The organism is Pseudomonas putida, from assembly GCF_022627325.1.
GTDB lineage: Bacteria > Pseudomonadota > Gammaproteobacteria > Pseudomonadales > Pseudomonadaceae > Aquipseudomonas > Aquipseudomonas putida_X.
Genome location: NZ_JAETZZ010000007.1, coordinates 52,757 through 75,286 on the forward strand (window position 1 = coordinate 52,757; position 22,530 = coordinate 75,286).

The 22,530-nt window shown below is 62.1% G+C and carries 21 protein-coding genes; 10 read left to right on the forward strand and 11 right to left on the reverse strand.

Annotated features, from left to right (window positions below):
- Positions 1-33 precede the first annotated feature (33 nt).
- On the reverse strand, positions 34-5,091 hold the full coding sequence (locus tag JNA92_RS12615; protein ID WP_241804969.1) for a trifunctional serine/threonine-protein kinase/ATP-binding protein/sensor histidine kinase: 5,058 nt from the start codon (positions 5,089-5,091) through the stop codon (positions 34-36).
- A 242-nt stretch (positions 5,092-5,333) separates the two neighbouring features.
- Between JNA92_RS12615 and JNA92_RS12620 the strand changes: the two genes are divergently transcribed.
- Together JNA92_RS12620 and JNA92_RS12625 are read left to right on the forward strand one after the other, a co-directional pair.
- Positions 5,334-6,326 (forward strand): response regulator, encoded by a 993-nt coding sequence (locus JNA92_RS12620; RefSeq protein ID WP_241804970.1) that lies wholly within the window; start codon positions 5,334-5,336, stop codon positions 6,324-6,326.
- Positions 6,323-6,697, forward strand: coding sequence for a response regulator transcription factor (locus JNA92_RS12625; protein ID WP_241804971.1), 375 nt, complete (start codon positions 6,323-6,325; stop codon positions 6,695-6,697). Before JNA92_RS12620 ends, JNA92_RS12625 begins: the two co-directional genes overlap by 4 nt.
- Before the next feature lie 140 nt (positions 6,698-6,837).
- On the opposite strand, the gene JNA92_RS12630 is transcribed toward JNA92_RS12625, so the two are convergent.
- The 3 genes from JNA92_RS12630 to JNA92_RS12640 all read right to left on the reverse strand — a co-directional run bounded on the left by JNA92_RS12630 (position 6,838) and on the right by JNA92_RS12640 (position 10,255).
- Positions 6,838-8,145: an Nramp family divalent metal transporter gene (locus JNA92_RS12630; protein ID WP_241804972.1), complete on the reverse strand. Its 1,308-nt coding sequence runs from the start codon at positions 8,143-8,145 to the stop codon at positions 6,838-6,840.
- Between the two features lie 219 nt (positions 8,146-8,364).
- Entirely contained in the window at positions 8,365-8,625 is a 261-nt protein-coding gene (locus JNA92_RS12635; RefSeq protein WP_241804973.1) for a DUF2790 domain-containing protein, read from the reverse strand.
- Positions 8,626-8,764: 139 nt separating this feature from the next.
- Positions 8,765-10,255, reverse strand: a complete 1,491-nt coding sequence (locus tag JNA92_RS12640; RefSeq protein ID WP_241804974.1) for a YifB family Mg chelatase-like AAA ATPase — start codon at positions 10,253-10,255, stop codon at positions 8,765-8,767.
- A 224-nt stretch (positions 10,256-10,479) separates the two neighbouring features.
- Between JNA92_RS12640 and JNA92_RS12645 the strand changes: the two genes are divergently transcribed.
- Positions 10,480-12,507: a DUF4034 domain-containing protein gene (locus JNA92_RS12645; RefSeq protein WP_241804975.1), complete on the forward strand. Its 2,028-nt coding sequence runs from the start codon at positions 10,480-10,482 to the stop codon at positions 12,505-12,507.
- Between the two features lie 16 nt (positions 12,508-12,523).
- Here JNA92_RS12645 and JNA92_RS12650 read toward each other — a convergent pair whose 3' ends face one another.
- Complete coding sequence (locus tag JNA92_RS12650) at positions 12,524-12,787, reverse strand: accessory factor UbiK family protein (protein WP_241804976.1); 264 nt, start codon at positions 12,785-12,787, stop codon at positions 12,524-12,526.
- A 365-nt stretch (positions 12,788-13,152) separates the two neighbouring features.
- Here JNA92_RS12650 and glnK point away from each other — a divergent pair, with 365 nt between their 5' ends.
- The 5 genes from glnK to JNA92_RS12675 all read left to right on the forward strand — a co-directional run bounded on the left by glnK (position 13,153) and on the right by JNA92_RS12675 (position 16,915).
- Positions 13,153-13,491 (forward strand): P-II family nitrogen regulator, encoded by a 339-nt coding sequence (gene glnK, locus JNA92_RS12655; protein WP_002555808.1) that lies wholly within the window; start codon positions 13,153-13,155, stop codon positions 13,489-13,491.
- 48 nt (positions 13,492-13,539) lie between these two features.
- A complete protein-coding gene (locus JNA92_RS12660) occupies positions 13,540-14,874 on the forward strand; it encodes an ammonium transporter (RefSeq protein ID WP_241804977.1) in 1,335 nt (444 codons plus the stop codon).
- Between the two features lie 429 nt (positions 14,875-15,303).
- Complete coding sequence (gene sutA / locus JNA92_RS12665) at positions 15,304-15,633, forward strand: transcriptional regulator SutA (RefSeq protein WP_241804978.1); 330 nt, start codon at positions 15,304-15,306, stop codon at positions 15,631-15,633.
- A 150-nt stretch (positions 15,634-15,783) separates the two neighbouring features.
- The gene (locus JNA92_RS12670) at positions 15,784-16,557 is read left to right on the forward strand and encodes a hypothetical protein (RefSeq protein WP_241804979.1); all 774 of its coding nucleotides are present in this window, start codon (positions 15,784-15,786) and stop codon (positions 16,555-16,557) included.
- On the forward strand, positions 16,523-16,915 hold the full coding sequence (locus JNA92_RS12675; RefSeq protein WP_241804980.1) for a hypothetical protein: 393 nt from the start codon (positions 16,523-16,525) through the stop codon (positions 16,913-16,915). The genes JNA92_RS12670 and JNA92_RS12675 overlap by 35 nt, the downstream gene beginning before the upstream one ends.
- A gap of 166 nt (positions 16,916-17,081) precedes the next feature.
- On the opposite strand, the gene JNA92_RS12680 is transcribed toward JNA92_RS12675, so the two are convergent.
- The 6 genes from JNA92_RS12680 to lptM are packed head-to-tail and all read right to left on the reverse strand — an operon-like array spanning position 17,082 to position 21,692.
- Positions 17,082-17,777 carry an HAD family hydrolase gene (locus tag JNA92_RS12680; RefSeq protein WP_241804981.1) on the reverse strand — a complete coding sequence of 232 codons (696 nt, stop codon included), beginning with the start codon at positions 17,775-17,777 and terminating at the stop codon, positions 17,082-17,084.
- Positions 17,774-18,673: a tyrosine recombinase XerC gene (gene xerC / locus JNA92_RS12685; RefSeq protein ID WP_241804982.1), complete on the reverse strand. Its 900-nt coding sequence runs from the start codon at positions 18,671-18,673 to the stop codon at positions 17,774-17,776. Before xerC ends, JNA92_RS12680 begins: the two co-directional genes overlap by 4 nt.
- Positions 18,673-19,383, reverse strand: coding sequence for a DUF484 family protein (locus JNA92_RS12690; protein WP_241804983.1), 711 nt, complete (start codon positions 19,381-19,383; stop codon positions 18,673-18,675). Before JNA92_RS12690 ends, xerC begins: the two co-directional genes overlap by 1 nt.
- Positions 19,384-19,396: 13 nt before the next feature.
- Positions 19,397-20,227, reverse strand: coding sequence for a diaminopimelate epimerase (dapF, locus tag JNA92_RS12695; protein ID WP_241804984.1), 831 nt, complete (start codon positions 20,225-20,227; stop codon positions 19,397-19,399).
- A 4-nt stretch (positions 20,228-20,231) separates the two neighbouring features.
- Positions 20,232-21,479, reverse strand: coding sequence for a diaminopimelate decarboxylase (gene lysA, locus JNA92_RS12700; protein ID WP_241804985.1), 1,248 nt, complete (start codon positions 21,477-21,479; stop codon positions 20,232-20,234).
- A 9-nt stretch (positions 21,480-21,488) separates the two neighbouring features.
- The gene (lptM, locus tag JNA92_RS12705) at positions 21,489-21,692 is read right to left on the reverse strand and encodes an LPS translocon maturation chaperone LptM (protein WP_012312193.1); all 204 of its coding nucleotides are present in this window, start codon (positions 21,690-21,692) and stop codon (positions 21,489-21,491) included.
- A 252-nt stretch (positions 21,693-21,944) separates the two neighbouring features.
- Here lptM and cyaY point away from each other — a divergent pair, with 252 nt between their 5' ends.
- Both cyaY and JNA92_RS12715 read left to right on the forward strand, forming a co-directional pair.
- Entirely contained in the window at positions 21,945-22,277 is a 333-nt protein-coding gene (gene cyaY, locus JNA92_RS12710) for an iron donor protein CyaY (protein ID WP_054902389.1), read from the forward strand.
- Between the two features lies 1 nt (position 22,278).
- A complete protein-coding gene (locus JNA92_RS12715; protein ID WP_241804986.1) occupies positions 22,279-22,491 on the forward strand; it encodes a DUF1289 domain-containing protein in 213 nt (70 codons plus the stop codon).
- Positions 22,492-22,530 lie beyond the last annotated feature (39 nt).

The following is a 22,530-nucleotide window of genomic DNA, read 5'->3' on the forward strand; positions in this document are numbered from 1 at the left end:
TTGCCGGCCATTGGCCGGTGCCGAAAGGAGAATTCAGGGCTGCTGCAGCGCGAGGGTAAGCCGAATCCTGCACCCACCCAGTGCCGAAACCTGCGCCTGCAACTGCCCCCCATGGGCCTGTACCACCGAATTGCAGATCGCCAGGCCCATCCCCAAACCGCCGCTCTTGGTCGTATAGAACGCGCCGAATACCTGATCCCGCTCCTCCGGAGCGATGCCCGGGCCGTTATCATCGACGCAGATCTGCACTTTGTCTGCCAGCACCTCGGATGAAATCTGCAGCAATCCATCGCTGCGATAGCCCGCCAGCGCCTCCAGCGCATTGGTGATGAGGTTGAACACCAACTGCTGCAATTGCACGGGGTCGGCCATCACGCTTACCCCGGCATGCAATCTGGTCTGCACCTCCACCTTGCATTTGCCGGCATCCCCAGAGGTCAGCCGCACTACTTCCAGAATCAGGTCGTCCAGCTTCACCGCCTTGAGCTGCATCGGCGTTTGTTTGGCCAGCGAGCGCAGTGCCCGCACGATGTTGGCGGCGCGCTCGCTGTCGTTGCGAATGTCTTCCAGGCCGGCAATGGCTTCCTTCAGATCAGGTGTTTCGCGCTTGAGCCAGCGCAGGCTGGCTGCGGCATTGGCGGCGATACCCAGAAGCGGCTGGCTGATCTCGTGGGCGATGGATGCCGAAAGCTCGTTCATCACCTGCTGGTGCGCACTGCTGGCAAGCTGCGCACGTGAACGGCGCAGTTCGGCTTCCATCTGCGCGCGAGTCTGGTTGTCTTCGGCCAGGCGCGTATAGAACTTTGCCGTCTGCAGCGACACCGCCGCTTGCGAGGCCAGAATCTCCAGCATGGCCAGGCGCTGGCTGCCGAACAGGTTCGGCACCAGGCGGTTCTCCAGGTAAACCAAGCCGATCAGCACACCCTGGATCACCAATGGCAGGCACAGTACCGAGCGCGCATTGCGCGCCTGCAGCTCTTGGCGGAAGGCTTCCGGGCATTCGCTCAGGGCATCGTCGAGCACCAGCGGTTTCTTGGTGCGCATGGTGGCGTTGATGATCGACAGCGGGGCCTGGGTCAGGAATTTCTGGCAGTTGTCCATGTGCACATGCAGGCCGACATCATCGATATAGGCCAGGGCGGCCATCTGGAACTCCGCGCCGCTGACGATCAGCAGTGCGCCGTGATCGGCGCCGGAGTGCTGGGTCAGGTGGCCCATCAGCGTCTCGATGAGGCCTTCGAGCAACACCTCTTCGGACAGCGCCCGTGCAGCTTCGATACCCGCTTCCAGGTCCAGCCGCGCCTGGCTGGACGAACGGTGGGTTTCTTGTACCGGCTGGGTGCGCAGGAACGGGTGCAGTGTCTCGAGTTGGCGCACTTTGCCAGTCGCGCCCCAGATATGAAAACAGTCGCGGGCAATGCGCAGGTGCAGGTTGGCGCCAGAGATCAAGCCGTTAGGGATGCATACCTCGGCCAGTTGTTCGTGAGCCAGGGCCTGCTCATGAATGAACCCGGCAGTGGTGGCGGCGATCTGTGCCTGATCGAAGCAGCGGATGGCGGCCATGCCGTCGTTATTGAGTTTGGCGATGACCCCTTCTATCAACAGCAGCTTGTTGCGGAAGGTAACCGGGTTGAAGTTCGCCCAACTGGCAAAACGCACGCGCGCGGCTTGCAGCGCGGCCAGTTTGCTGGCAAGGCTGCCAGGTGCCTCGGGGCTGCCCAGCGCCAGGCCATGGAACAGGTAGTAGTCCGCCAGGTTGATGTGCGCAGGTGCCGCCCAGGCATGCTCGTCCGCACAGGCAAGGCTGTGTATGGCCTGCTTGATGTTGCCCAGGTAGAAGGCCGACATGCCGCTGAACAGGTGTTTGAAGAACAGGGTCGTTGGTGATCTTACCTCCCCGGACGAGCCTGAGCAGGGGGTGCCGCACAGGTCGGCGACGAATGCTTGTTGGGCCAAGAGGATATGTTCAATGTCGCTGTAGTTGTACCTGCGCACGGTGGCCAAGCCTTGTGCCACTTCATCGGCAACTTCCGGCAGGTAGCGCCCCATGAACAGCGAGTCCGAGACCAAGTGATTGCAGGCATAGCAACTCATTGCCAGGTCGCCGCTCAAGCGGCCTGAATCAACAGCCTCCAGGGCGGTGCGCCGGGCGAATTCCATGGGGGCAGTCCAGGCACTGACCTGGTCCAGGGCAAGCAGGGCGCTGGTCAGGTCTGCCTCGAAGCCGTGACGCTCGATCAGTTTCAGTGCCGCCAGGCAGCAGGCATGCCCATCGTGGTAGGCACCGAAACGCTCGGCGATCATCACCCCGTACCAGGCCAGCCCATAGGTGCTGCCGGGCGCAACGCCCTGGCTCAGGGACAACTCCACGAGCTTGGCCAAGTGCAGGAAACAAATATCGTCCTGGACGAAAAAAGACGATGAAAGGGTCGCCAGCAGGCCAACGGCGACCGTCACCTCCTGCGCATTGCACCGCGGCAGTGACTCCAGGCAGTGGCGGCCTTTGCGCTCGATCAGGGCCTGCACAACGGCGAAGCTGGCCTCGACCTGGGCCTGATTGCTACCGCGGTCCAGGGTGATGCCCAGTAGCTCGAGGCCGTAAAGCGCTGCACTGATGGCCGCCTGATAGTCGCAGTGCAAGGTATGCAAGCGTGCCTGCAGCCTGCAAACCTGCGCCTGGTCAAGGGGCGTTCTCGCCCGTTTCTGGCAATCGGCGAGACGGGCCTGAGCCTGCGGCATGCGTGACAGCTGCATGTCGCACTCCGCTGCCAAGCAGGCGATGCTAAAAGCGTGTTGCGCATGGGCGGAAGGTGTCCCGCTGACGCGCAGCATAGGGTCGGCGGTGTGCAGGTAGCCTGCCGCCTGGTCAATGGCACCACTGTCGCGCGCTCGCAGGGCGGCCTCGCGCAGTAATGGCAGGAAGGCCTCGCAGGTATTCGTTTCAAACGCCTGGCCGCCGGTGCGTTGCAGCTGGTTGGCAATATCGAAGACGGCATCGTTCAGGTCGTCTTGCCATGTGTGCAGCATGGCGTGCGCGATCTGCGCATGCAGCTGTGCCCGTTCACGCAGCGGCGTGAGTGCGTAGGCGGCGCCCTGTACACGGTCATGGGCGAAACCCAGGCCCTTGTTACCCGGCAGCAGGAAGCCCGCGGCAGTCAGTGCTCGGAGCGATTCGGCGCAGAGCCCGGCAGGCAGCCCCAGGATGTGCTCAAGCAGCCGCTCATCGCAACGGTTGCCGACCGCGCTGGCAATGCGCAGCGTATCGCGCTGGGCAGGGGGCAGGCGCACCATGCGCTGGACCATCAGGTCGGCGACGTTATCGGCGTAACGGTGGCGCGACACCGCTTCCAATGACCATGACCAGCGCATGGCTTGGGTGTCGAACGTAAACAGCCCATCCTCGACCATCGCGGTGAGGATCTGGTTGATGAAAAACGGGTTGCCCGCGGTCTTGTCGTGCACCAGTTGCGCAACCTCCAGAGCAGCCTCGGGCTGCACGTGGTAGCGCTCGCCGATAAGCGCTGTCACAGCGCTCACGGTAAGCGGGCGCAGGTTCAAGGTGGTGCTGCGTACCGGGGCTGCAGGCGTCAGGGCATTGCTGCTGGGGTGGGCATCGTTGCGCCGGGCGAAAATCAGCAAGAGGTTGCCCGGCGGTTTGGCGAACAGCTCCGCCAGCAAGTGCTGGGTGCCATCGTCGGCCCACTGCATGTCGTCCAGGAACAGCACCAGCGGGTGGCCCGGCCGGCTGAGTACATGGAGGAACTCGACTATGGCCTTGAGCTCTTTCTGCAAGGCCAACCGCGAAGGTTTTTCCGGCAGTTCAGGCAGTGGGCCGATGATCAGGTTGAGGTCTGGCGCCAGCTTGCCCAGCAGGCGGCCACGGCCTTTTAGCCGGCGCAGGATCTCGCGGCGCAGCGTTTCGAGGTCTTGGCTGTTTTTGGCCAGCAACTGCGTGGCCAGCGACTGCAGAATTTCGATCCAGGGCGCGTAGGGCACTGCCTGTTCGAGGCTGTTGCATTTGCCGATGGCCCAATAGCCGTGGGCATCGGCCCTCAGCGCCGTCTCGACAAGGCGCGACTTGCCCATGCCGGTCGCACCGCTGATGAACAGCGCTTGCGGTGTGCTGTTACGGCGCACGGCTTTCATCAGCAGAGCGATCACCTTCTGCTCGGCATCGCGACCGTACAGGCGTTCGCGGCTGGGCGCGATACCGTCCGCGCTGCCTGGTTCAAAGCCTTCGATGGCCTGCGTGGTGGCCCACTGCCGCTGACAATGGTCAAGGTCGATGGCCAGGGCACGTGCGCTCTGGTAACGGGCTTCAGGCTCTTTGGCCAGCGCTTTGGCGAGGATGTCGCTTAGCGCCAGCGGCACCCTGGCATCGACTTCGTTGGCTGCCCGCGGCTGCACGCCGGCATGTAGCTGGCGCCAGTGCAGCTTGTCGCGCCCGCGCAAGGGTAGCTCGCCCAGGAGCAACTGGTAGAGGATCGCGCCCAAGGCATAGATGTCGCTGCGCTGATCGCGGCTGGTGCCATGGGGGCAGAGTTGCTCCGGTGCCAGGTAGGCCCAGTTGCCGATGGGCGTTTGCTGTGCGCTGCCCTGTGCCTGAGTGTCGGCGCTGAAAAAACCAAGCCGCACACGCTGCGCTTTGCCGATGCAGATATGTTCCGGTTGCAAGGCCCCATGCAGCACATTGTGCTCATGAGCCTGCGCCAGAGCCTTCGCAGCGTTTACCGCAACGCCGAGAAAAGTCGCAATCGCCGCCGGGCCTTGGGCGATGAGGTCCGCGACCGAACGGCCTGCCGGGTATACCAGCAATGAGCCTTCGGCGCAGCGCAGAAAAGCCGAAGGGAGCACCGCCCACTCAGGGTCAAGGTGCAGGCGGTAGTCGCGTTCCAGGCGTTGGCAGGCGGCGGGCGCTTCGACCGGGGCGCGCACGGCTAGCCAGGCCAGGCGTGTGACAGGGTCGTGCAGGCGGAAGTAAGTGAGGTCGCCTAGCTGGCCCCGTTGCGTGATGTCACACCGGTTCAACCAGCCTTCGTCAATAGACTGAACGTAGTCGACGTGCCCGTGCACAAGGCGTTCATCGAGCATCCATCACCCCCTGCTTGGCGACATCCAGAGGCGCGAGTATACGCAGCGAAACCCTTGCCCTTGATGCAGGGAGGCAGCTTGGCAGGATTGGGCACCATCTTGACCGTTATGAGCCCCGGTGCAGCGGCGCACGCTTGTATAGTCCTGATGCCAACCTATCCCTCGGGATAATTGTTAGATCGCGCCCGCTGGCCTAGATTGCACAAGGCCGCGCAACCGCCCGTGCCCGCGAGATGAAGCCCATGATCCGATTAGGCAATGCCCAAGTATCGTTGGAGCGGCGAGAAGCCTTCGTCGACGGCAAGCCGGTGCCTTTGGGCGGGCGTGCGTTCGAGGTGCTGGCCACCTTGATCAAGGCCAAGGGCCGCGTGGTCGGCAAAGACGAGCTGTTCAGCCAGGTCTGGGCGGGCACGGTGGTTGAAGACAACAACCTGCAGGTGCAGGTCTCTTTGCTGCGCAAGGCCTTTGGCGCCCCGGGTCTGATCCAGACGGTACCACGGCGTGGCTACCGGCTGGCTGTCGACGTTGTCCTCGATCTGCCGCGCACTGCCCTGGGTAAGCCACCCTTGGAGGACGCGGCAGAGGGCCTGGTAGATCTGGGCGACAGTGCCAGCGTGCCGGTGCTGGTGGTGGATGACGACCCGGCGGTGCGCAAGGCTCTGGCGCGGCTGTTCCGTTCACAGGATATCGCGCATCGGTTGTATGCCTCGGCTGAAGAACTGTTCGAAGGCCAGGCAGATACGCCCTACGCGTGCCTGTTGCTGGACATGAACCTGCCGGAGGCCAGCGGGCTGGAGGTCCAGGATGTACTGCGTCGGCTCGACCTGCCCTGGCCGGTCATCTTCATGACCGGTTACGGCACCATCCCCATGACGGTGCAGGCCATGCGCGCAGGTGCGGTGGAGTTTCTGACCAAGCCCTTTGACGAAGCGCAGTTGCTGACGGTACTCGACGCGGCGCGCGCACGGGCCTTGGTGCAAGGTCGCAAATGGCATCGAGCGCGGCAGGTGAAGGAGAAATACCAGCGCCTTACCCAGCGTGAGCGTCAGGTGTTCTCGTTGGTGGTCGATGGCCTTTCGCACAAACAGATTGCCAAGCAGATCGGCACCAGCGAGGTGACCACGAAGGTCCACAAGAAGAACATCATGAACAAGATGCAGTCGCGCTCACTGGTCGAACTGGTCGCCATGCACAACGTCATCGAGTCGTGTGCCGAGGGCCAGGGCCCGGCATGAACGGAGTGGTGTGTATCGTTGATGACGATGCTTCAGTGCGAAAAAGCTTGGCCAACCTGTTGCGTTCGGCCGGGGTTGCCACGTTGCTGTTCGCCTCGGGTGAAGAGTTGCTGGCCTCTGAGCTGGCACCGATGGCCGGGTGTGTGCTGTTGGACCTGAAGATGCCTGGGCTGAGCGGCCTGGAGGTTCAGCGGGAACTGGCGCGGTTGGGCTGGCGGTTGCCGGTGATCTGTATGTCGGCGCACTGGGATGATTTGGCGGTGCAGGCGTCTATGCGCAACGGGGCATTGGCATGCCTTGGCAAACCATTCAGCGAAGAGGTTTTGCTTGGGGTTGTCGAAGAAGCCCTGGCAAGTGCAAGGCATTTGTGAACTTCAAGCCAGATGCTTCAGCGTCGACCTGTTTGGCAAGGGTCCCAAGCGCATGCCTCAGGGATAACGCGTTCGCCAAGAACAGCCAGCGTTGACCTTCAGTGCCCCATCGCCGGCAGGCCGGCGATGGGGCGAGGGGCTCAGCCCAGGCCGAGCAGATCCACACCCAACTGGAAGGCCACCCATAACGCCAGCCCGGTCGCGAATGCCAGCGCGATGTTTTCGAACAGGTTGTTGCGGTATTGCTTGCTGAGCAGCGACTTTTGGTTCGACATGATCAGCAGGCCCAGCGAAATGACAGGCAAGCCAATGATGTTCAACGCACTGACGCCAATGGTCAGGGTCACGAAGTCGGGCATGCCCGGGATCGACCAGATCAGCGGCGTTACCAGAATGAACAGCATGAACCACTTGTGCATCGGGTCCTTGTGGAACTCTTTGCCGTAACGCTCACGCCGCTGCGGGCGGACATGCTGGAAGGCATCGGTAATCAGCATCGGGAAGGCCGTGGTCTTGCCGGAAATGCTGGCGCACAGTGTGGCGAACACACCGATGAAGAAGATGTACCAGCCGATCGGGCCGAAGAATATTTCCAGTGCCTTGCCCAGGTCGCCGAGGGTTTTCACTTCGATGCCGTTTGGCCGCAGTATTTCCGCGCCGACGATCCAGATGGCCAGGTTGATGACGATACCGATGAACACGGCGAACAGCAGGTCATTGCGCTGGATGCGTTTGTGTTGCGGGCCTACCCAGCCCTTCTGGCGCATCACGTAGGGGTGCACGAAGTTGGCCACCGAGCCTGCCACCGCGCCGATCACCGACACCGCCACCAGCAGTGCACCGTGCACGCCTTCGTCGGCGGGGATGCTGAAGCCGATGGTGCCTTTGACGATACCGGCCACATCCGGGCCAGACATTACGGCCAGTGCCAGAAACGCCAGCGTCATCACCGCCAGCAGCAGCTTCATCACGCCTTCGATCATGGCGTAGATGTTGCGCCCGACCAGCATCCACACCGCCAGCACCACAGCCATCGAGCACAGCAGCGGGTAGTCGATGCGCAACAGCATCGCCAGCGCTTCGCCTGCGCCCTTGATCATGTAGGCGTTCATCAGGTGGCCCATCAGCAGCGCGTAGGCCAGCATGAACCAGGCAAATATGGGGTGCAGTTGCGCGTACCCCTGGAGGATGGTCATGCCTTGGTTATTGCACAGCTGGAAGCGGGCGATGATGTTGACGATGAGGTACCTGAGCAGCAACGAAACGGCCAGTACCCACATCATGGCGTAACCGTAGTTGGCGCCTGCCACGGATGAGGTTATCAGATCACCTGCGCCAAGCCAGGACAACACCGCGATGATGCCTGGGCCCAGCAGTTTGATCAGCCGTGTTACGCGGCTTTGAGAGGGTGCGGCAGCACTGCCCTCGGCCGAATGAATGCTCGACATGGGGATGTCTCCGTTATTGTTCTTGTTTAAACGAGCGCAGTCGAACACAGTAGATAGGATGTCGTACAACTACATTTTGTTTTCAAATGTGTCTAAGTATTACAGGTTTTAGGTAACGCCTTGTCGCTACGGGTGTCGCGAGCAGTTGCTTTGAATATGCCAGGATCCTGCAAATGCAAAAGGCCGCTTGCACGGCCTTGTTCGATCTTGCATGGGCATTCAGTTCTGGTTGCCTTGAGCGTTATCGGGCTGGTAGTAGCGAATGCTCCGGACTTGGCCAGTGCTGTCTCGGTAGGTCATGGTAGCGGTGCTTGGCTGGCCCTGGATCGTGGCCGAGGGGGCCAGGCTGATCACTTGCGCGATGTCCAGGTTCATGCCGTAGTGGTAGGGCGTCGCTTCGGTGGACTGAGCAAAGGTACCGGCACTGGTGCCCAGTGCAAGGGTGGCGAGGGTGAGTGCGAATACGGTGCGAAGGGTCATGGTCGTTCTCCAGATTCAGTAAGGGGTGGCGACGATTGCTTTCTGTCTGGAGCTAATATTGCGCGCTATTATTTTGCGCACAAAATATATTGCCGCTATGGGTAGTATTGAGTGCGCATATGAAGGGCCCGCCGGATGGCTAGTGACTTCCGGGCCGGTACTGCAGGGCTTCGGCCAGGTGCGCCCTGGCAATCGTACTGGCCCCCTCCAGGTCAGCCAGCGTGCGGGCCACCTTCAACAGCCTGTGGGCGGCGCGCAGGGAAAGTGTCAGGCGCTCGCAGGCACTCTCCAGCCAGGCCTGGTCGGCAGCGCACAATTCGCAGTGCCGGCGCAGCCCCTCGAGGTCCAGAAACGCATTGGCACAGCCTTGCCGCCGGTACTGCACCTCGCGTGCCTCGGCCACCTGGGCGGCCACATCGGCGCTTGTCTCGCCGCAAGGTTGGTTGTTGAGCGTGGTGGTTTCACGCGCCACGGTAAGGTGCAGATCGATGCGGTCCAGCAGCGGGCCGGAAAGCTTGTTGCGGTAGCGCTGGATCTGTTCGGTGCTGCAGCGGCAGCGGCCGGTGGGGTCGCCCAGGTAGCCGCAAGGGCAGGGGTTCATGGCCGCCACCAGTTGGAAACGCGCCGGAAAGCGTACTTTGTCCCGTGCCCGGGCAATCACGATCTCGCCAGACTCCAGCGGCTCGCGAAGCACCTCAAGTACACGACGCTCAAACTCCGGCAATTCATCGAGAAACAGTACCCCATGGTGCGCCAAGGTGATTTCACCTGGTTGCGGCCGGCTGCCTCCGCCGACCAGCGCGGGCCCGGACGCTGAGTGGTGCGGATGGCGAAACGGCCGTTGCGGCCAGCTATCAAGGGGTTTGTGCCCGCTTACCGACTGGATGGCTGCCACTTCCAGCGCTTCATGTTCATCCAGCGGCGGCAGCAGGCCGGGCAGGCGGCTGGCGAGCAGTGTCTTGCCCGTGCCGGGCGGGCCGGTGAACAGCAGGTTATGAGCACCTGAGGCCGCCAGCAGTAACGCACGCTTGGCGGCTACCTGGCCCTGCACCTCGCTGAGGTCGGGGTAAGGGCGGCTGTGCAGCAATAGACCGTTAGCGGCAAAGGGAGGCAGAGGTACCTGGCCGTTGAGGTGCGCCACCAGTTCCAGCAGGTGCCCCACCGCGTACACCACCAGCCCACCCGCCAGGCTCGCCTCTTCGGCGTTTTCCCGTGGCACTACCAATGCCCGGCCAGCCTCGCGCGCCGCCAGTGCCGCAGGCAGCACGCCCTGAACCGGGCGCAGCTTGCCAGACAGCGCCAGTTCGCCCAGGCATTCGATATCGGTCAGTGTGGCCACCGGCACCTGACCGTCAGCGGCAAGGATGCCCAGGGCGATGGCCAGGTCGTAGCGCCCGCCATCCTTAGGTAGGTCTGCCGGTGCCAGGTTCTGGGTGATGCGCCTTTGCGGGTAGTTCAGCCCGGAGTTGACGATGGCGCTGCGCACCCGGTCCTTGCTTTCCTTGACCGTGGTTTCGGGCAGGCCGACCAGTGTGAGATTGGGCAGCCCGTTGGCCAGGTGAGTTTCGACGCTGACCGCCGGTGCCTGCACGCCAACCTGGGCGCGGCTGTGGACGAGGGCAAGGGACATGGACGCTCCGTTGTCGCGAATAGGGGCCGCTTCGTGCGGTATTGCCAAGCATAGCGAGGCTCAGGAGGCCAGGAGCAAGAAGAGTGCATCCTCGTTTTTCACGTCATTACAAAAATGGATCCAATAACTTTGCACCCGGCAAATCTATGGCTTAGTGTTTAAACGTTACTTTCCTGCCATCGGATGGCAATGCATCGCCTGCAAATGGACTTGAGGTACTGCCCGTGCAATCACTCACTCGCACCCGCCAGCAGATCCTGGAACGGGTCAAGGCCAATGAGTTCACTGAACTCAACCGTTTCTTCGATACCCTTCAGGCGCAGTGGCGGCAAGCGCGCCCTGGGGAGTGCCCGGCCTACCTTGAGGCCGTTCAGGGGTACATGCTGGTCGACTGGGATGTCGAAGGCAGCAAGGCCCTGACCCAGCGCCTCAACGCTTGGATCGAAGCCTGCCCCAAGGCCTATCACCCCCAGGTGGCCATGGGCTTTCACTGCTTCAATCGTGCTTGCCATATTCGCGGTACGGCTCCCGCCCATGAGGTGTCTGCAGCGCGCTGGCTGGCCGCCGAGCAAGCCTGCGAAATGGCTGCGGCGCACTTTCTGAGGGCCATCGAGCGATGCGCGCAGCCCGTAGCGGCGGCGATCGGTATGTTGCAGATCAGTGCGCACTTTCGTGAGCCAGGCTGGCTGGTGGAGCTGTTTCATGGCCGGCCGGCGCGCTTTCGGCCCAGTGCCCATGCCGATGTCGAAGTGCAGGAGGCCGCTGCACCGTTGCTGGTCAAATATGGACTGGCACCGCTGGTCGAGCTGCCGCACGTGTTGCCTTCGTGCCTGAGTTTGCGCCCGCTCGCCGAGCAGGGGTCTGCGCGGGACTACTGGTTGCGGCATGCCTTGAACGGGTTCCCTGGCTGTTTCGAGGCGGTCGAGGCCTATGCCAGCTACCTGACACCCCGTTGGGGCGGTAGCTATGAGGCCATCGATGCCGTGGCCAGCGGCCCTTTGTGTCGGGACTGGCCTGAAACTTTGCGTAATGCGATCCGCTGGCTGGCGCTTGAGGATCAGTTCCGGCTGCCGCCTGCCGATCAGGTGCAGCAGGTCGCGGCGTGGCAGCGCGTCTTCGAGCGGTGGATGCAACGCGAACTCAGGCCAAAGGAACGCGCCACGCTCATGGCGTGGCGAGGGGCCTTTCGCCGCTATTCGCTGCAAGACTACCCCGGTGCGATGTGCGACTTCGTCGCCTCTGTCGCGCTATACCCCGACCAGGGCTTCGTACCGGCCATTGGCGAGCCGTTCTACAGCTTTGTCTGCCTGGTCGTGAGCCATGGTGTGCCAGACGATGCGCAAAGCCTGCGTATCGCCATCGAGCGGTTAAGCGAAAACCGCAGGCAAGCGGCGGCCTGTGCGTTGCGCTCGGTTGGGCACCAGTTCGGCATGTGGGGTTTCAGGCAGTGCGTCGAGCAGGCGCGTATCTGGCTGCACGCTGCGGTGAAACGCCAGTGCGGGCGCGAGGGGCTGGGCTTTGATGTACTCGAGGTGGCGCGCCTGCTTTGGGCCGCCAAGTACCACGAGGCCGCGTATTTTCTATACAGGCAGTGTGCCGAGTGCAAGCTGCCCGATGCCGCCGCCGCGCTTTATGCGCTGCATTGCGGTCGGCTCGAGAGTACGCCGGAACACTACATCGATACTGGGGTTGCTGCGCATTGGCTGCTGTGTGCCGCGCAGTCAGGCAGCCAGGTAGCCAAGTACGAACTGGCCTGCCAGCGCATGCGTGATGAACAGCGTTTGAGCGAGCGTAGCGCGATGCTGGCGGTCAGGCGCTTGCTGCTCGATTGCCTGGGCAACGAAGCGCTCGATGCCCATGCCCGCTTGCAAGTGGCCATTTTGCAGCGCCAATTCGGCGACCCTCGGGAACGTGCGGAGGCGGTCGCCTATTTGCTGGATCTGGTGCACTACCCCGATTGCGCGATAGCCGGGCGAGCCAGCGCGGAGCTTGGCCTGGCCTGGATGCACGGGCATGGTACGCGCAAGCCGAGCCGCTTTGCGGCCATCGAGTGGGCCAACCGTGCTGTCGCGCTGCAGCCGGGGGATGCGACCATCGAGGGCATTCAGGCGCAGATTCGCAACTCGCACAACCTGTTCAGGACGCTGTTCACGGTGTGCGGCGCAACGCTGTTTCGCGGGGACCTGCACGCCAGCGAGCTGCCGCCCAAGCCAAGCAGCCAGGCGCCCGGCCGGGTGCGGGCTCCCGCGTGAGGGCAGGGCGCGGGGCTTACTCCTGTGACGCAGGTGCCATGCGCGCTTCCAGCTCGGCGACCTGTTTTTCCAGGGCCTCCAGGCGCGCACGGGTGCGGGCCAATACGACCATCTGGCTGTCGAATTCTTCGCGGCTGACCAGGTCCAGCTTGCTGAAGGCACCTTGCATCAGCACCTTGAACTGGCTTTCCAGTTCAGCGCGGGGCTGGGCGGTGTCGCCGCTGAACAGGCGCGAGGCCTGGTCGCTGAGGGCATCGAGAAGGGCTTTGGGCGCGAGCATGATCGGCTGTCCACTGCAGATGGGTAATGGCCGGCAGTGTAACACGGGGCCGGTTTGGCGTTCCGTTGCACATTTTTCGAGCAGCCCCGTGCACTGCCGTGCACCAAGGTTGTGCATCTTTTCAATGCTGGCGACTGGCCAATCCTCAATCTTTCACTCAACTGCCTGTTTTTCAGCGCTTTAACAGAACTGGCAAGGTTTCTGCAAAGACCTGTACGAGCCATGCACTGATGCAGTTCCTTGTGACCAGGCAGTGCGCACGCGGAGCCGGATGCCGACGACGCGTTACAAAGCCAACCGCTGCGCTTAGACTTGAGACGGGTTTGTTTTCCTGGGGCAAGTCCACCAAATCGGGAGAGAGTTTCATGAAGCTAGTCACAGCCATCATCAAGCCGTTCAAGCTGGACGACGTGCGCGAGTCACTGTCGGAAATCGGCGTGCAGGGCATCACCGTCACCGAAGTCAAAGGCTTCGGTCGGCAGAAGGGTCACACCGAGCTGTATCGCGGTGCGGAATACGTGGTCGACTTCCTGCCCAAGGTGAAGATCGACGTCGCCATCGACGACAAGGACCTCGATCGAGTGATCGAAGCCATCACCAAGGCTGCCAACACCGGCAAGATCGGTGACGGCAAGATCTTCGTGGTGAATCTGGAGCAGGCAATCCGCATCCGTACCGGCGAAACCGATACCGACGCGATCTAAGCGCCCAAAAAAAGCCTCACCAAACCCAACGCCCCAGGAGAAAACAACATGACTCTGCGTAAGATCGCAGGGCTAGGAGCCCTATTGTCCCTCGTAATGCCGGGCATCGCCCTGGCAGAGGAGGCTGCCGCCCCTGTACTGAACTCCGGTGACACCGCCTGGATGCTGACTGCCACGGCGCTGGTGCTGTTCATGACCATCCCGGGCCTGGCCCTGTTCTACGGCGGCATGGTGCGTTCGAAGAACGTACTCTCGGTGATGATGCAATGCTTTGCCATCACCGGCCTGATGAGCATCCTCTGGGTCGTTTACGGTTACAGCATGGCCTTCGATACCACCGGTATGGAAAAGGGCGTGCTCAACTTCAATTCCTTCGTCGGCGGCTTCTCCAAGGCGTTCCTCAGCGGCGTAACGCCGGACGGGCTGACGTCGGCTGCGGCACTGTTCCCTGAAGCGGTCTTCATTACCTTCCAGATGACCTTCGCCATCATCACCCCGGCGCTGATCGTGGGTGCCTTCGCCGAACGCATGAAGTTCTCGGCGATGCTGGTGTTCATGGGCATCTGGTTCACCCTGGTCTATGCACCGATCGCGCACATGGTCTGGAGCGGTGATGGCGCGCTGATGTGGGACTGGGGCGTGCTCGACTTCGCTGGCGGCACCGTGGTGCACATCAACGCAGGTATCGCTGGCCTGGTCTGCTGCCTGGTACTGGGCAAGCGCAAAGGCTACCCGACCACCCCGATGGCCCCGCACAACCTGGGCTACACCCTGATGGGCGCAGCCATGCTGTGGATCGGTTGGTTCGGCTTCAACGCCGGCTCCGCCGCGGCCGCCAACGGCACTGCCGGCATGGCCATGCTGGTGACCCAGATCGCTACCGCTGCTGCAGCGCTGGGCTGGATGTTCGCCGAGTGGATCGGCCACGGCAAACCGAGCGCCCTGGGCATCGCCTCTGGTGTGGTCGCCGGCCTGGTTGCCATCACCCCGGCTGCCGGCACCGTGGGCCCGATGGGCGCCCTGGTGATTGGCCTGGTGTCTGGCGTGCTCTGCTACTTCTGCGCTACCAGCCTCAAGCGCAAGCTGGGTTATGACGACTCCCTGGATGCCTTCGGCGTGCATGGCATCGGCGGCATCATCGGCGCCATCCTCACCGGTGTGTTCGCGGCACCGGCCCTGGGCGGCTTCGGCGCGGTCACCGACATCGGTGCGCAGGTCTGGATCCAGGCCAAGGGCGTGATTTTCACCGTGGTCTACACCGCCATCGTCACCTACGTGATCCTCAAGGTGCTGGACGTGGTGATGGGCCTGCGGGTCAACGAAGAAGAAGAGTCGGTCGGCCTCGACCTGGCTCAACACAACGAACGTGGTTACAACCTGTAACTGCGACGCTGGAAAAACTTGCCCGGCTTGCCGGGCATTTTTTTGCCTGTTTTTCGCCATTTTCCGCAGAGCAAACGGTTTATCAGTCACGTTCGCGACGTAGGCAAAAAACTTACAACTCGCAGGGCGTTCATGGAGCTTTGCTTTTTCTCCGGGCGCGCTAGAATGCGCGCCGAGAGGTGTTGCACGAGTTGTCCGCACGCTTCGTCAGCCTTTGCTAGGCTTGCCAATAGCGTGTGGCCAGCAAGGGCTGCAAGGTTTTGTCGGGTCCTGCCAGGAGCAGGGCCTGCTGGGCGGGGCGTCCCATCAGGAGTGCCGTCTCAAGGGCAGTGGCCAACCCACGGCCAGTTGAATTTTCACTGGTGGCTGCCGGTCTACGGCTGCACTGGTCTATAACTAACCTGCTTTTCGCAAGTCATGAGGTAGAACATGAGCGACGACGATCTGGAAAATGATGACCTCGAAGTAGGCGACGAAGACGAGGCTGATGATGGCCTCGAAGCTGCGGCTGACGATGTTGCCGAGGACGCTGGCGATGACGACAGCAGCCCGGCACCGGTCGCCAAGGGTAAATCCAAGGCGGCTGTTTCGGTAGACGAGATGCCGAGCATGGAAGCCAAGCAAAAGGAGCGTGATGCCCTGGCCAAGGCGATGGAAGAATTCCTTTCGCGCGGTGGCAAGGTGCAGGAAGTCGAGGCCAACGTAGTCGCCGACCCGCCCAAGAAGCCGGACAACAAGTACGGCAGCCGCCCTATCTGAGTGGCTGAATACAAAAGAGCCCGCCGTCGCTGCGGGCTTTTTTGTGCCTGACGAAAATTGCAGTTATTTCTTACACAAAAAGTAGGTGTTTTAAGCTAGGCCATGTTGTCGCTTCCAGGCAAGCATTGCTCACTGATTCTGGAGGTGTTTATGGACAAACTGGTTCGTCGTTGCAAGCTACGCAAGGAAGACTTTTCTAGAGTAGAGGACCCTTTTTTTGCTAAGGGAAACGGAGAGCGTGCTCTTAAAGGGAACAGTCGCCTTGACGGTAAGGATGAGTTTCTCAGGAGTTGCGGCATCACCCTTCAGCGAGACCTTTCCGCCAAAGATATCGAGGTAGGAGTCGAAGAAATCAGAAGCGGCAGGTGGCTATTTTTGACCAACGAACCATTCAAGCCCATGAGGATAGATGGTTACCAAGGTGCAACTCAGTGCTTTCCTCTGCCAGGGCCGTTCAAGCAGCAGGCCGATGATGAGAGAGGGCCTGGTAAGTGGCGCACGATCGACATCGATTATGACGGGTTGAAAAATACATTCGCGATGCTGCAAAACCGCCTAGGCTCGCTGGGTGACGAGGGTCGTCTCTTCGGCTCGGAAGGCAAGGATTATGACAACACCACCCGTGTCGTAACCCCGCAATGGGTTCCCCTCGATGGTAATGATGATCATCTGGCATCACGATCTGTTATTCGTCGCTATGGGGAATTGCGAGCTATAACGCAGCGGTATTCTGAAGGAGATGATAAGTGGCAGGTCAGTGGAAAATCTTGGCACTGGCAGCCAGTTCTTCCTTTTGAAACCTACGAACACCGAGAAAAAAATGATGCCCGGAGGACGAAAAGAAGAGCGTTGGGTATTGCAATTGTGGGGCATTCTGGATGCCCTTTCTTTGCTGCTCTACATCGTAGCCAGCGTGCGGCGTAGCCATCTACCTTTCTTTACTGACTTGCAGAGCATGTTGAGCTTATGGCGAGAGCAAGGTCTGCTAACCGTTATGCTCATTTTGATGAATCTGGTTCTGCACGTTTCGATCATTCTCAGCACTGTGCTTCTCCTCAGTGGCAGAAAGTCTGGTGTGTATTTAGGGCTCGCGCAGATACCCTTTAGGCTGCTTTTCGCTGCACCTTCGCTCTCGATATTGTTGATCTGGGCTAGCTTCGTACCCGATTACGATCCGTGGCTGATGCTTGGTTTCATAGGGCTTTCAGAGCTGATCAAGGGCGGCACCTCCTGGTGGTGGCTGCATCGCCAACGATCGCATCACCGGTTAGCCAGCAATTGAACAGTCTTTGTTGTGCCTGTGAGATTTGTATGGCCTGTGCCGGCCTCTTTGCGGCGGTTCGGCGCCCCGACACGCCCGCTCCCACAGGAACCGCACAATGCCTAAGGGCGGTGGTATTACTGTGGGAGCGGGCTTGCCCCGCGAATGGGGCGCGAAGCGGCCCCTGTCAGCGCCAGCGCGCGAGCACGTCGGGCAGCTGGGACAAGCGCTGGATCTCGGCATCCGGCGCCCGCTCGCCCGCCCAGGCCTTACCCTGCGGGTTGAACCAGACGGCGCGCAAACCGGCACGCTGGGCCCCGGCGATGTCGTCGCCTGGGTGATCACCAATATGCACCGCCGCACTGGCTTCAGCCTCGCCACGCTTGAGTGCTTCCATGAACGGCGCCGGGTCTGGCTTGCCGATGCCCAGGTCCTCTGCACACAGGGCAAAGCGGAAGTAATCCGCCAGCCCCAGACGGCTTACATCGGCGTTGCCGTTGGTGACCACGCCCAAGGTGTAGTGATGGCGCAGAATCTCCAGCACCGGCTGCACTTCAGGGAATACTTCGACCTGATGGCGTGCATGCAGGAACACTTCAAAGCCCTCGTTGGCCAGTTCTTGTGCCTGCTTCTCGCTGTAGCCGACTTCTTCCAGGGCGTGGAACAGCACACGCCGGCGCAGGGTACTGATGCGGTGCTTGAGGCCTGGCTCGGCCTGTACCAGGCGTTCGCGAATGGCGAACAGGTGTTCCACCGGCACGCCGCCAAGGATCGGAGCGTTGGCCTGCAGCCAGTCGCGCAGCACGATTTCCGCGCTGGCAATCACTGGCGCGGTATCCCACAGGGTGTCGTCAAGGTCGAACGTGATCAGCTTGATGCTCATGAGTCTGTGCCTTTGCTGCGTTTGGCCCGTGGGTGGGCGCTGTCGTACACCGCGGCCAGGTGCTGGAAGTCCAGGTGGGTGTAGATCTGTGTGGTGCTGATGTCGGCATGGCCGAGCATTTCCTGCACCGCCCGCAGGTCCTGGGACGATTCCAGCACATGGCTGGCGAATGAATGGCGAAGCATGTGCGGGTGCAGGTGCTGGCCCAGTTCGCGTTCACCGGCTGCCTTGACCCGCATCTGGATAGCCCGTGGCCCAAGGCGGTTGCCTTGGCGGCTGATGAACACGGCGCCGTCACGCGGGCCGCCGATACCGCGCAGTCGCAACCATTGCTGCATGGCCTCGCGCGCCTTGCGGCCCACAGGCAGCACGCGCGCCTTGCCACCCTTGCCGAGCACTTGTACCAGGCCGGCGGCAAGGTCCAGGTGTTCGAGGTCGAGGTTGGTCAGCTCGGACAGGCGCAGGCCAGAGGAATAGAACAGTTCGAGGATCGCCTGGTCGCGGCGGGCGATGAAGTCGTCGTCCACGCCGCCGTCGAGCAGTTGCAGGGCGCGGTCGGTGTCCAGCACCTTGGGCAGCCGGCGCTCGCCTTTGGGCGCGCTCAGGCCGCTGGCAGGGTCGTGCTGGCAAAGGCCTTCACGGTTCAGGTAGCGATACAGCCCGCGTACCGCCGACAGCAGCCGCGCCAGGCTGCGCGAGGACTGCCCATGATGATGCTGGCGGGCGATCAGTTGGCGCAGTTGCTGGATCTGTAATGCGCCCCAGCCAGCGATGCCTTGGGTGTTGCAGTATTCGATGACCTTTTGGAGGTCGCGACGGTAGGCCAGCAGCGTGTGTTCGGACACTTGGCGCTCGTTGCGCAGGTGGGCGCAATAAGCCTCCAGCTGGCGTTCCATCAGCGCACCGGGCGCAGGGGCTGGGTCACCCGTGGGACCACGCGGGCGAGCACTTCGGCGATGTAGCCAAGGAACAGGGTGCCGACGCTGCTTTTGTAGTGTTGCGGGTCGCGGCTGCCGATCGCCAGCACGCCGTGCAACCCTTGGTACTCCAGGGCAGCGACGGCGCTGGAGCCCACTTCCTGGTGCTGCTGCTCACCGAACAGGAACACCAGTTCGTGCTCACGCAGGTTGCCACTGACTGTCTTGCCACCGCCCAGCAGGCCGCCGATGGCCTGTTGGGCCTCGGCATTGCTGGCCCAACGGCCGACCGGCGCTGCATGGTCACCGAACAGGATCAGGCTGACGAACGGTACCTGGAACTCCTGGCGCAGGCTGTCTTCGACCGCCATGACCACTTCTTCCAGGCTGCCGGCATCGAGCAGGTCCAGGATCAGCCGGCGCGTCTTGTCGAACAGCCGGTCGTTGTCCCGGGCCACGTCCATCAGTTGCGACAGGCGATGGCGCATCTCGATGTTGCGATCGCGCAGCAGTTTGAGCTGGCGCTCCACCAGCGACACGCTGTCGCCTCGCTGGTGAGGGATACGCTGCTCGACCAGCAGTTCATCGTGTTCGGCGAAGAAGGTCGGGTGGGCGCGCAGATAGGCGACCACCGCTTCGGCATCGAGCTCACTGGACTGGTGGGGTACAACCTTGGGCTGATCGGTCATGGCAGTTACTCGCTTAGAGACGAACCTGTCCTTCGTAGACACGTACGGCTGGGCCAGTCATCAACACGGACGTGCCGGGGCCGGCCCACTCGATGTGCAGGCGCCCACCAGGCAGGTCCAGGGTCACCGGAGAGTCCATCCAGCCCTGGCTGATGGCTGCCACGGCGGCTGCACAAGCACCGGTGCCGCAGGCCTGGGTCTCGCCGGCACCACGTTCCCATACCCGCAGGTTGGCGCGGTGGCGGTCAATGACCTGAAGGAAACCGGCGTTCACCCGCTGCGCAAAGCGTGGGTGGTTTTCGATTTTCGGGCCCAGGTCATGGACCGGCGCAGTATGTACGTCATCGACGCGCAGCACGGCATGCGGGTTACCCATGGACAAGGCAGCGATAGCGTGCACTTCGCCGTCCACCTCCAGCGGGTAACTGAGCGCCTGCTCATCAGCGTCGAATGGGATTTCGGCGGGATTGAAGCGCGGCGGCCCCATGTCGACACACACCTGGCCGTCGTTCTGCACGTCCAGTTCGATGATGCCGCCCTTGGTTTCCACACGGATGCGCTTTTTCGCGGTCAAGCGTTTGTCCAGCACGAAGCGTGCGAAGCAGCGTGCGCCGTTGCCGCATTGCTCCACTTCCGAACCGTCGGCATTGAAGATCCGGTAGCGGAAATCCACTTCCGGATTGTTCGGAGCCTCGACGATCAGCAGCTGGTCGAAGCCGATCCCGGTGTGGCGGTCGCCCCATTGCTTGGCGTGCTTGGGCTGGATGTGTGCGTGTTGGCTGACCAGGTCCAGGACCATGAAGTCATTGCCCAGCCCATGCATCTTGGTAAAACGCAGAAGCATGGGGTCACTCCGGCAGCAGGCTTTCGCCAGCGTACAGTTCGGCAATGGTCTCGCGACGGCGGACTTCGAAAGCCTGATCGCCGTCGACCAGGATTTCCGCACAACGGCCACGGGTGTTGTAGTTCGAGCTCATGACGAAACCATAGGCGCCCGCGGACTGCACAGCCAGCAGGTCACCTTCGGCCAGGTTCAGCTGGCGGTCCTTGGCGAGGAAATCGCCGGTTTCGCAGATTGGCCCGACCAGGTCGTAGGCACGGCCTTCGCCTTCGCGTGGGATGACCGCGCTGACGCCCATCCAGGCCTGGTAGAGGGCCGGACGGATCAGGTCGTTCATCGCCGCATCGATGATGGCGAAGTCTTTGTGTTCGGTGTGCTTGAGGTATTCAACGCGGGTCAGTAGGGCACCGGCGTTGGCCACGATGTAGCGGCCAGGCTCGAACACCAGGGCCAGGTCACGATCACCGACGCGCTCGCGGATGGCCTTGATGTAATCGGCTACCAGCGGCGGCTCTTCGTCGCGATAGCGCACGCCAACACCGCCGCCCAGGTCCAGGTGGCGCAGGTGGATGCCGCAGTCGGCCAGGCGGTCGACCAGGTCCAGCAGGCGGTCGAGGGCGTCGAGGAATGGGTCTACGCTGGTCAGCTGCGAGCCGATGTGGCAGTCGACACCGACCACTTCCAGGTTTGGCAGCTGCGCGGCACGCACATAGATGGCTTCGGCGTCGGCGATGGCGATGCCGAACTTGTTCTCTTTGAGGCCGGTGGAAATGTACGGGTGGGTACCGGCATCGACATCCGGGTTGACCCGCAGCGAGACCGGGGCCACCTTGCCCATCTCGGCGGCTACCACCTGCAGGCGCTCCAGTTCGTCGGTGGATTCGACGTTGAAGCAATGCACGCCGACTTCCAGGGCCCGGCGCATGTCATCGCGGGTCTTGCCGACGCCGGAGAACACCACGCGGTCAGCCCGCCCACCGGCGGCCAGTACCCGCTCCAGCTCACCGCCGGAAACGATGTCGAAGCCTGCGCCCATGCGGGCCAGCACGTTCAGCACGCCAAGGTTGGAGTTAGCCTTGACCGCGAAGCACACCAGGTGCTCGACACCTTGCAGGGCATCGGTATAGCTGCGGTACTGGGCCTCGATGTGGGCGCGCGAGTACACGTAGGTGGGGGTGCCGAAGCGTTCGGCGATGGCCGACAGGGCCACGCCCTCCGCGAACAGTTCACCGTCGCGGTAATTGAAAGCGTTCATCTGATTTCCTTACTGCTCTGGCGTTTGCTCGGGCTCGATTGGCTGTTCATCCTGTGGCTGGACAGGCTGAGCGTGCTGGTGCTGATGCGACTTCTGGCTGCCCTTGCCGTCCTTGCCGTCTTCTGGCAGGTAGAGGGGGCCTTTCTGACCGCAGGCCGAAACGAGGCAGGCAACCGCGACCAGCGCCGCGAGCGAGGAAATCAGGCGCTTCATGGGTGAAATCCTTTGAAATATGCAGTATTGCGCCCGAGTATACCGAGCGACTGCCGGATTGCCTATGCAAGAGCCGGTCCGCCGGGCGGGCAGAAATTGGCCCCGAGCGGCGAGCGGCAAGCGGCAAGAAAAAACGTTCAGGTGTAGGCTGAGCTTTTTCCTGCCGCTTGAAGCTCCCCGCTTGCGGCTGGCGCCAAGCGCCCGTATCGTGCCCGACCTGCCTGTAATGCAGCCAATTTCGAGGTTCCTGCAATGAGTTTGAGCGAAGCGCGTTTCCATGATCTGGTCGACGCCACCCAACAGGCCCTGGAAGACCTGTTCGACGAGAGCGGCCTTGACCTGGACATGGAGAATTCCGCGGGCGTCCTTACCGTCAAGTTCGACAATGGCAGCCAGCTGATCTTCAGCCGCCAGGAGCCGCTGCGTCAGCTTTGGCTGGCCGACCGCTCCGGGGGCTTCCACTTCGACTACGACGAAGAGAGCGGCAAGTGGGTCTGCGAGAAGAGCGAAGAGCTGTTGGGCGAGATGCTCGAGCGGATTGTCTGGGAGCGGGCCGGCGAAAAGCTGGACTTCGACGAGATCTGAAATGAGCGCCCAGGCGCGGCCGGCCAAGCCGCTTTACAGTAACGTCAGCCCAGCGGTGCCGTCGCCGTGCATCAGCGTGTGCCGGCTGAATGAACAGCGCGTTTGCACCGGTTGCCATCGCCATGTCGAGCACATTCGCGAGTGGCGCTCGGCCGATGACGAACGGCGCCGGCAGATTTGCCGCGAAGCCGAGGCCTTGCGCACGCAGGGTTGAGTATTTGCCCGGCTGTGGTAGTGTCGGGTTATGCGTCGG

What these genes read in the sequence shown, in the direction of transcription:
- JNA92_RS12615 (WP_241804969.1), bottom strand. Translation starts at nt 5,091, where the DNA reads ATGCTCGATGAACGCCTTGTGCACGGGCACGTCGACTACGTTCAGTCT.
- JNA92_RS12620 (WP_241804970.1), top strand. Translation starts at nt 5,334, where the DNA reads ATGATCCGATTAGGCAATGCCCAAGTATCGTTGGAGCGGCGAGAAGCC.
- JNA92_RS12625 (WP_241804971.1), top strand. Translation starts at nt 6,323, where the DNA reads ATGAACGGAGTGGTGTGTATCGTTGATGACGATGCTTCAGTGCGAAAA.
- JNA92_RS12630 (WP_241804972.1), bottom strand. Translation starts at nt 8,145, where the DNA reads ATGTCGAGCATTCATTCGGCCGAGGGCAGTGCTGCCGCACCCTCTCAA.
- JNA92_RS12635 (WP_241804973.1), bottom strand. Translation starts at nt 8,625, where the DNA reads ATGACCCTTCGCACCGTATTCGCACTCACCCTCGCCACCCTTGCACTG.
- JNA92_RS12640 (WP_241804974.1), bottom strand. Translation starts at nt 10,255, where the DNA reads ATGTCCCTTGCCCTCGTCCACAGCCGCGCCCAGGTTGGCGTGCAGGCA.
- JNA92_RS12650 (WP_241804976.1), bottom strand. Translation starts at nt 12,787, where the DNA reads ATGCTCGCGCCCAAAGCCCTTCTCGATGCCCTCAGCGACCAGGCCTCG.
- glnK (WP_002555808.1), top strand. Translation starts at nt 13,153, where the DNA reads ATGAAGCTAGTCACAGCCATCATCAAGCCGTTCAAGCTGGACGACGTG.
- JNA92_RS12660 (WP_241804977.1), top strand. Translation starts at nt 13,540, where the DNA reads ATGACTCTGCGTAAGATCGCAGGGCTAGGAGCCCTATTGTCCCTCGTA.
- sutA (WP_241804978.1), top strand. Translation starts at nt 15,304, where the DNA reads ATGAGCGACGACGATCTGGAAAATGATGACCTCGAAGTAGGCGACGAA.
- JNA92_RS12670 (WP_241804979.1), top strand. Translation starts at nt 15,784, where the DNA reads ATGGACAAACTGGTTCGTCGTTGCAAGCTACGCAAGGAAGACTTTTCT.
- JNA92_RS12680 (WP_241804981.1), bottom strand. Translation starts at nt 17,777, where the DNA reads ATGAGCATCAAGCTGATCACGTTCGACCTTGACGACACCCTGTGGGAT.
- xerC (WP_241804982.1), bottom strand. Translation starts at nt 18,673, where the DNA reads ATGGAACGCCAGCTGGAGGCTTATTGCGCCCACCTGCGCAACGAGCGC.
- JNA92_RS12690 (WP_241804983.1), bottom strand. Translation starts at nt 19,383, where the DNA reads ATGACCGATCAGCCCAAGGTTGTACCCCACCAGTCCAGTGAGCTCGAT.
- dapF (WP_241804984.1), bottom strand. Translation starts at nt 20,227, where the DNA reads ATGCTTCTGCGTTTTACCAAGATGCATGGGCTGGGCAATGACTTCATG.
- lysA (WP_241804985.1), bottom strand. Translation starts at nt 21,479, where the DNA reads ATGAACGCTTTCAATTACCGCGACGGTGAACTGTTCGCGGAGGGCGTG.
- lptM (WP_012312193.1), bottom strand. Translation starts at nt 21,692, where the DNA reads ATGAAGCGCCTGATTTCCTCGCTCGCGGCGCTGGTCGCGGTTGCCTGC.
- cyaY (WP_054902389.1), top strand. Translation starts at nt 21,945, where the DNA reads ATGAGTTTGAGCGAAGCGCGTTTCCATGATCTGGTCGACGCCACCCAA.
- JNA92_RS12715 (WP_241804986.1), top strand. Translation starts at nt 22,279, where the DNA reads ATGAGCGCCCAGGCGCGGCCGGCCAAGCCGCTTTACAGTAACGTCAGC.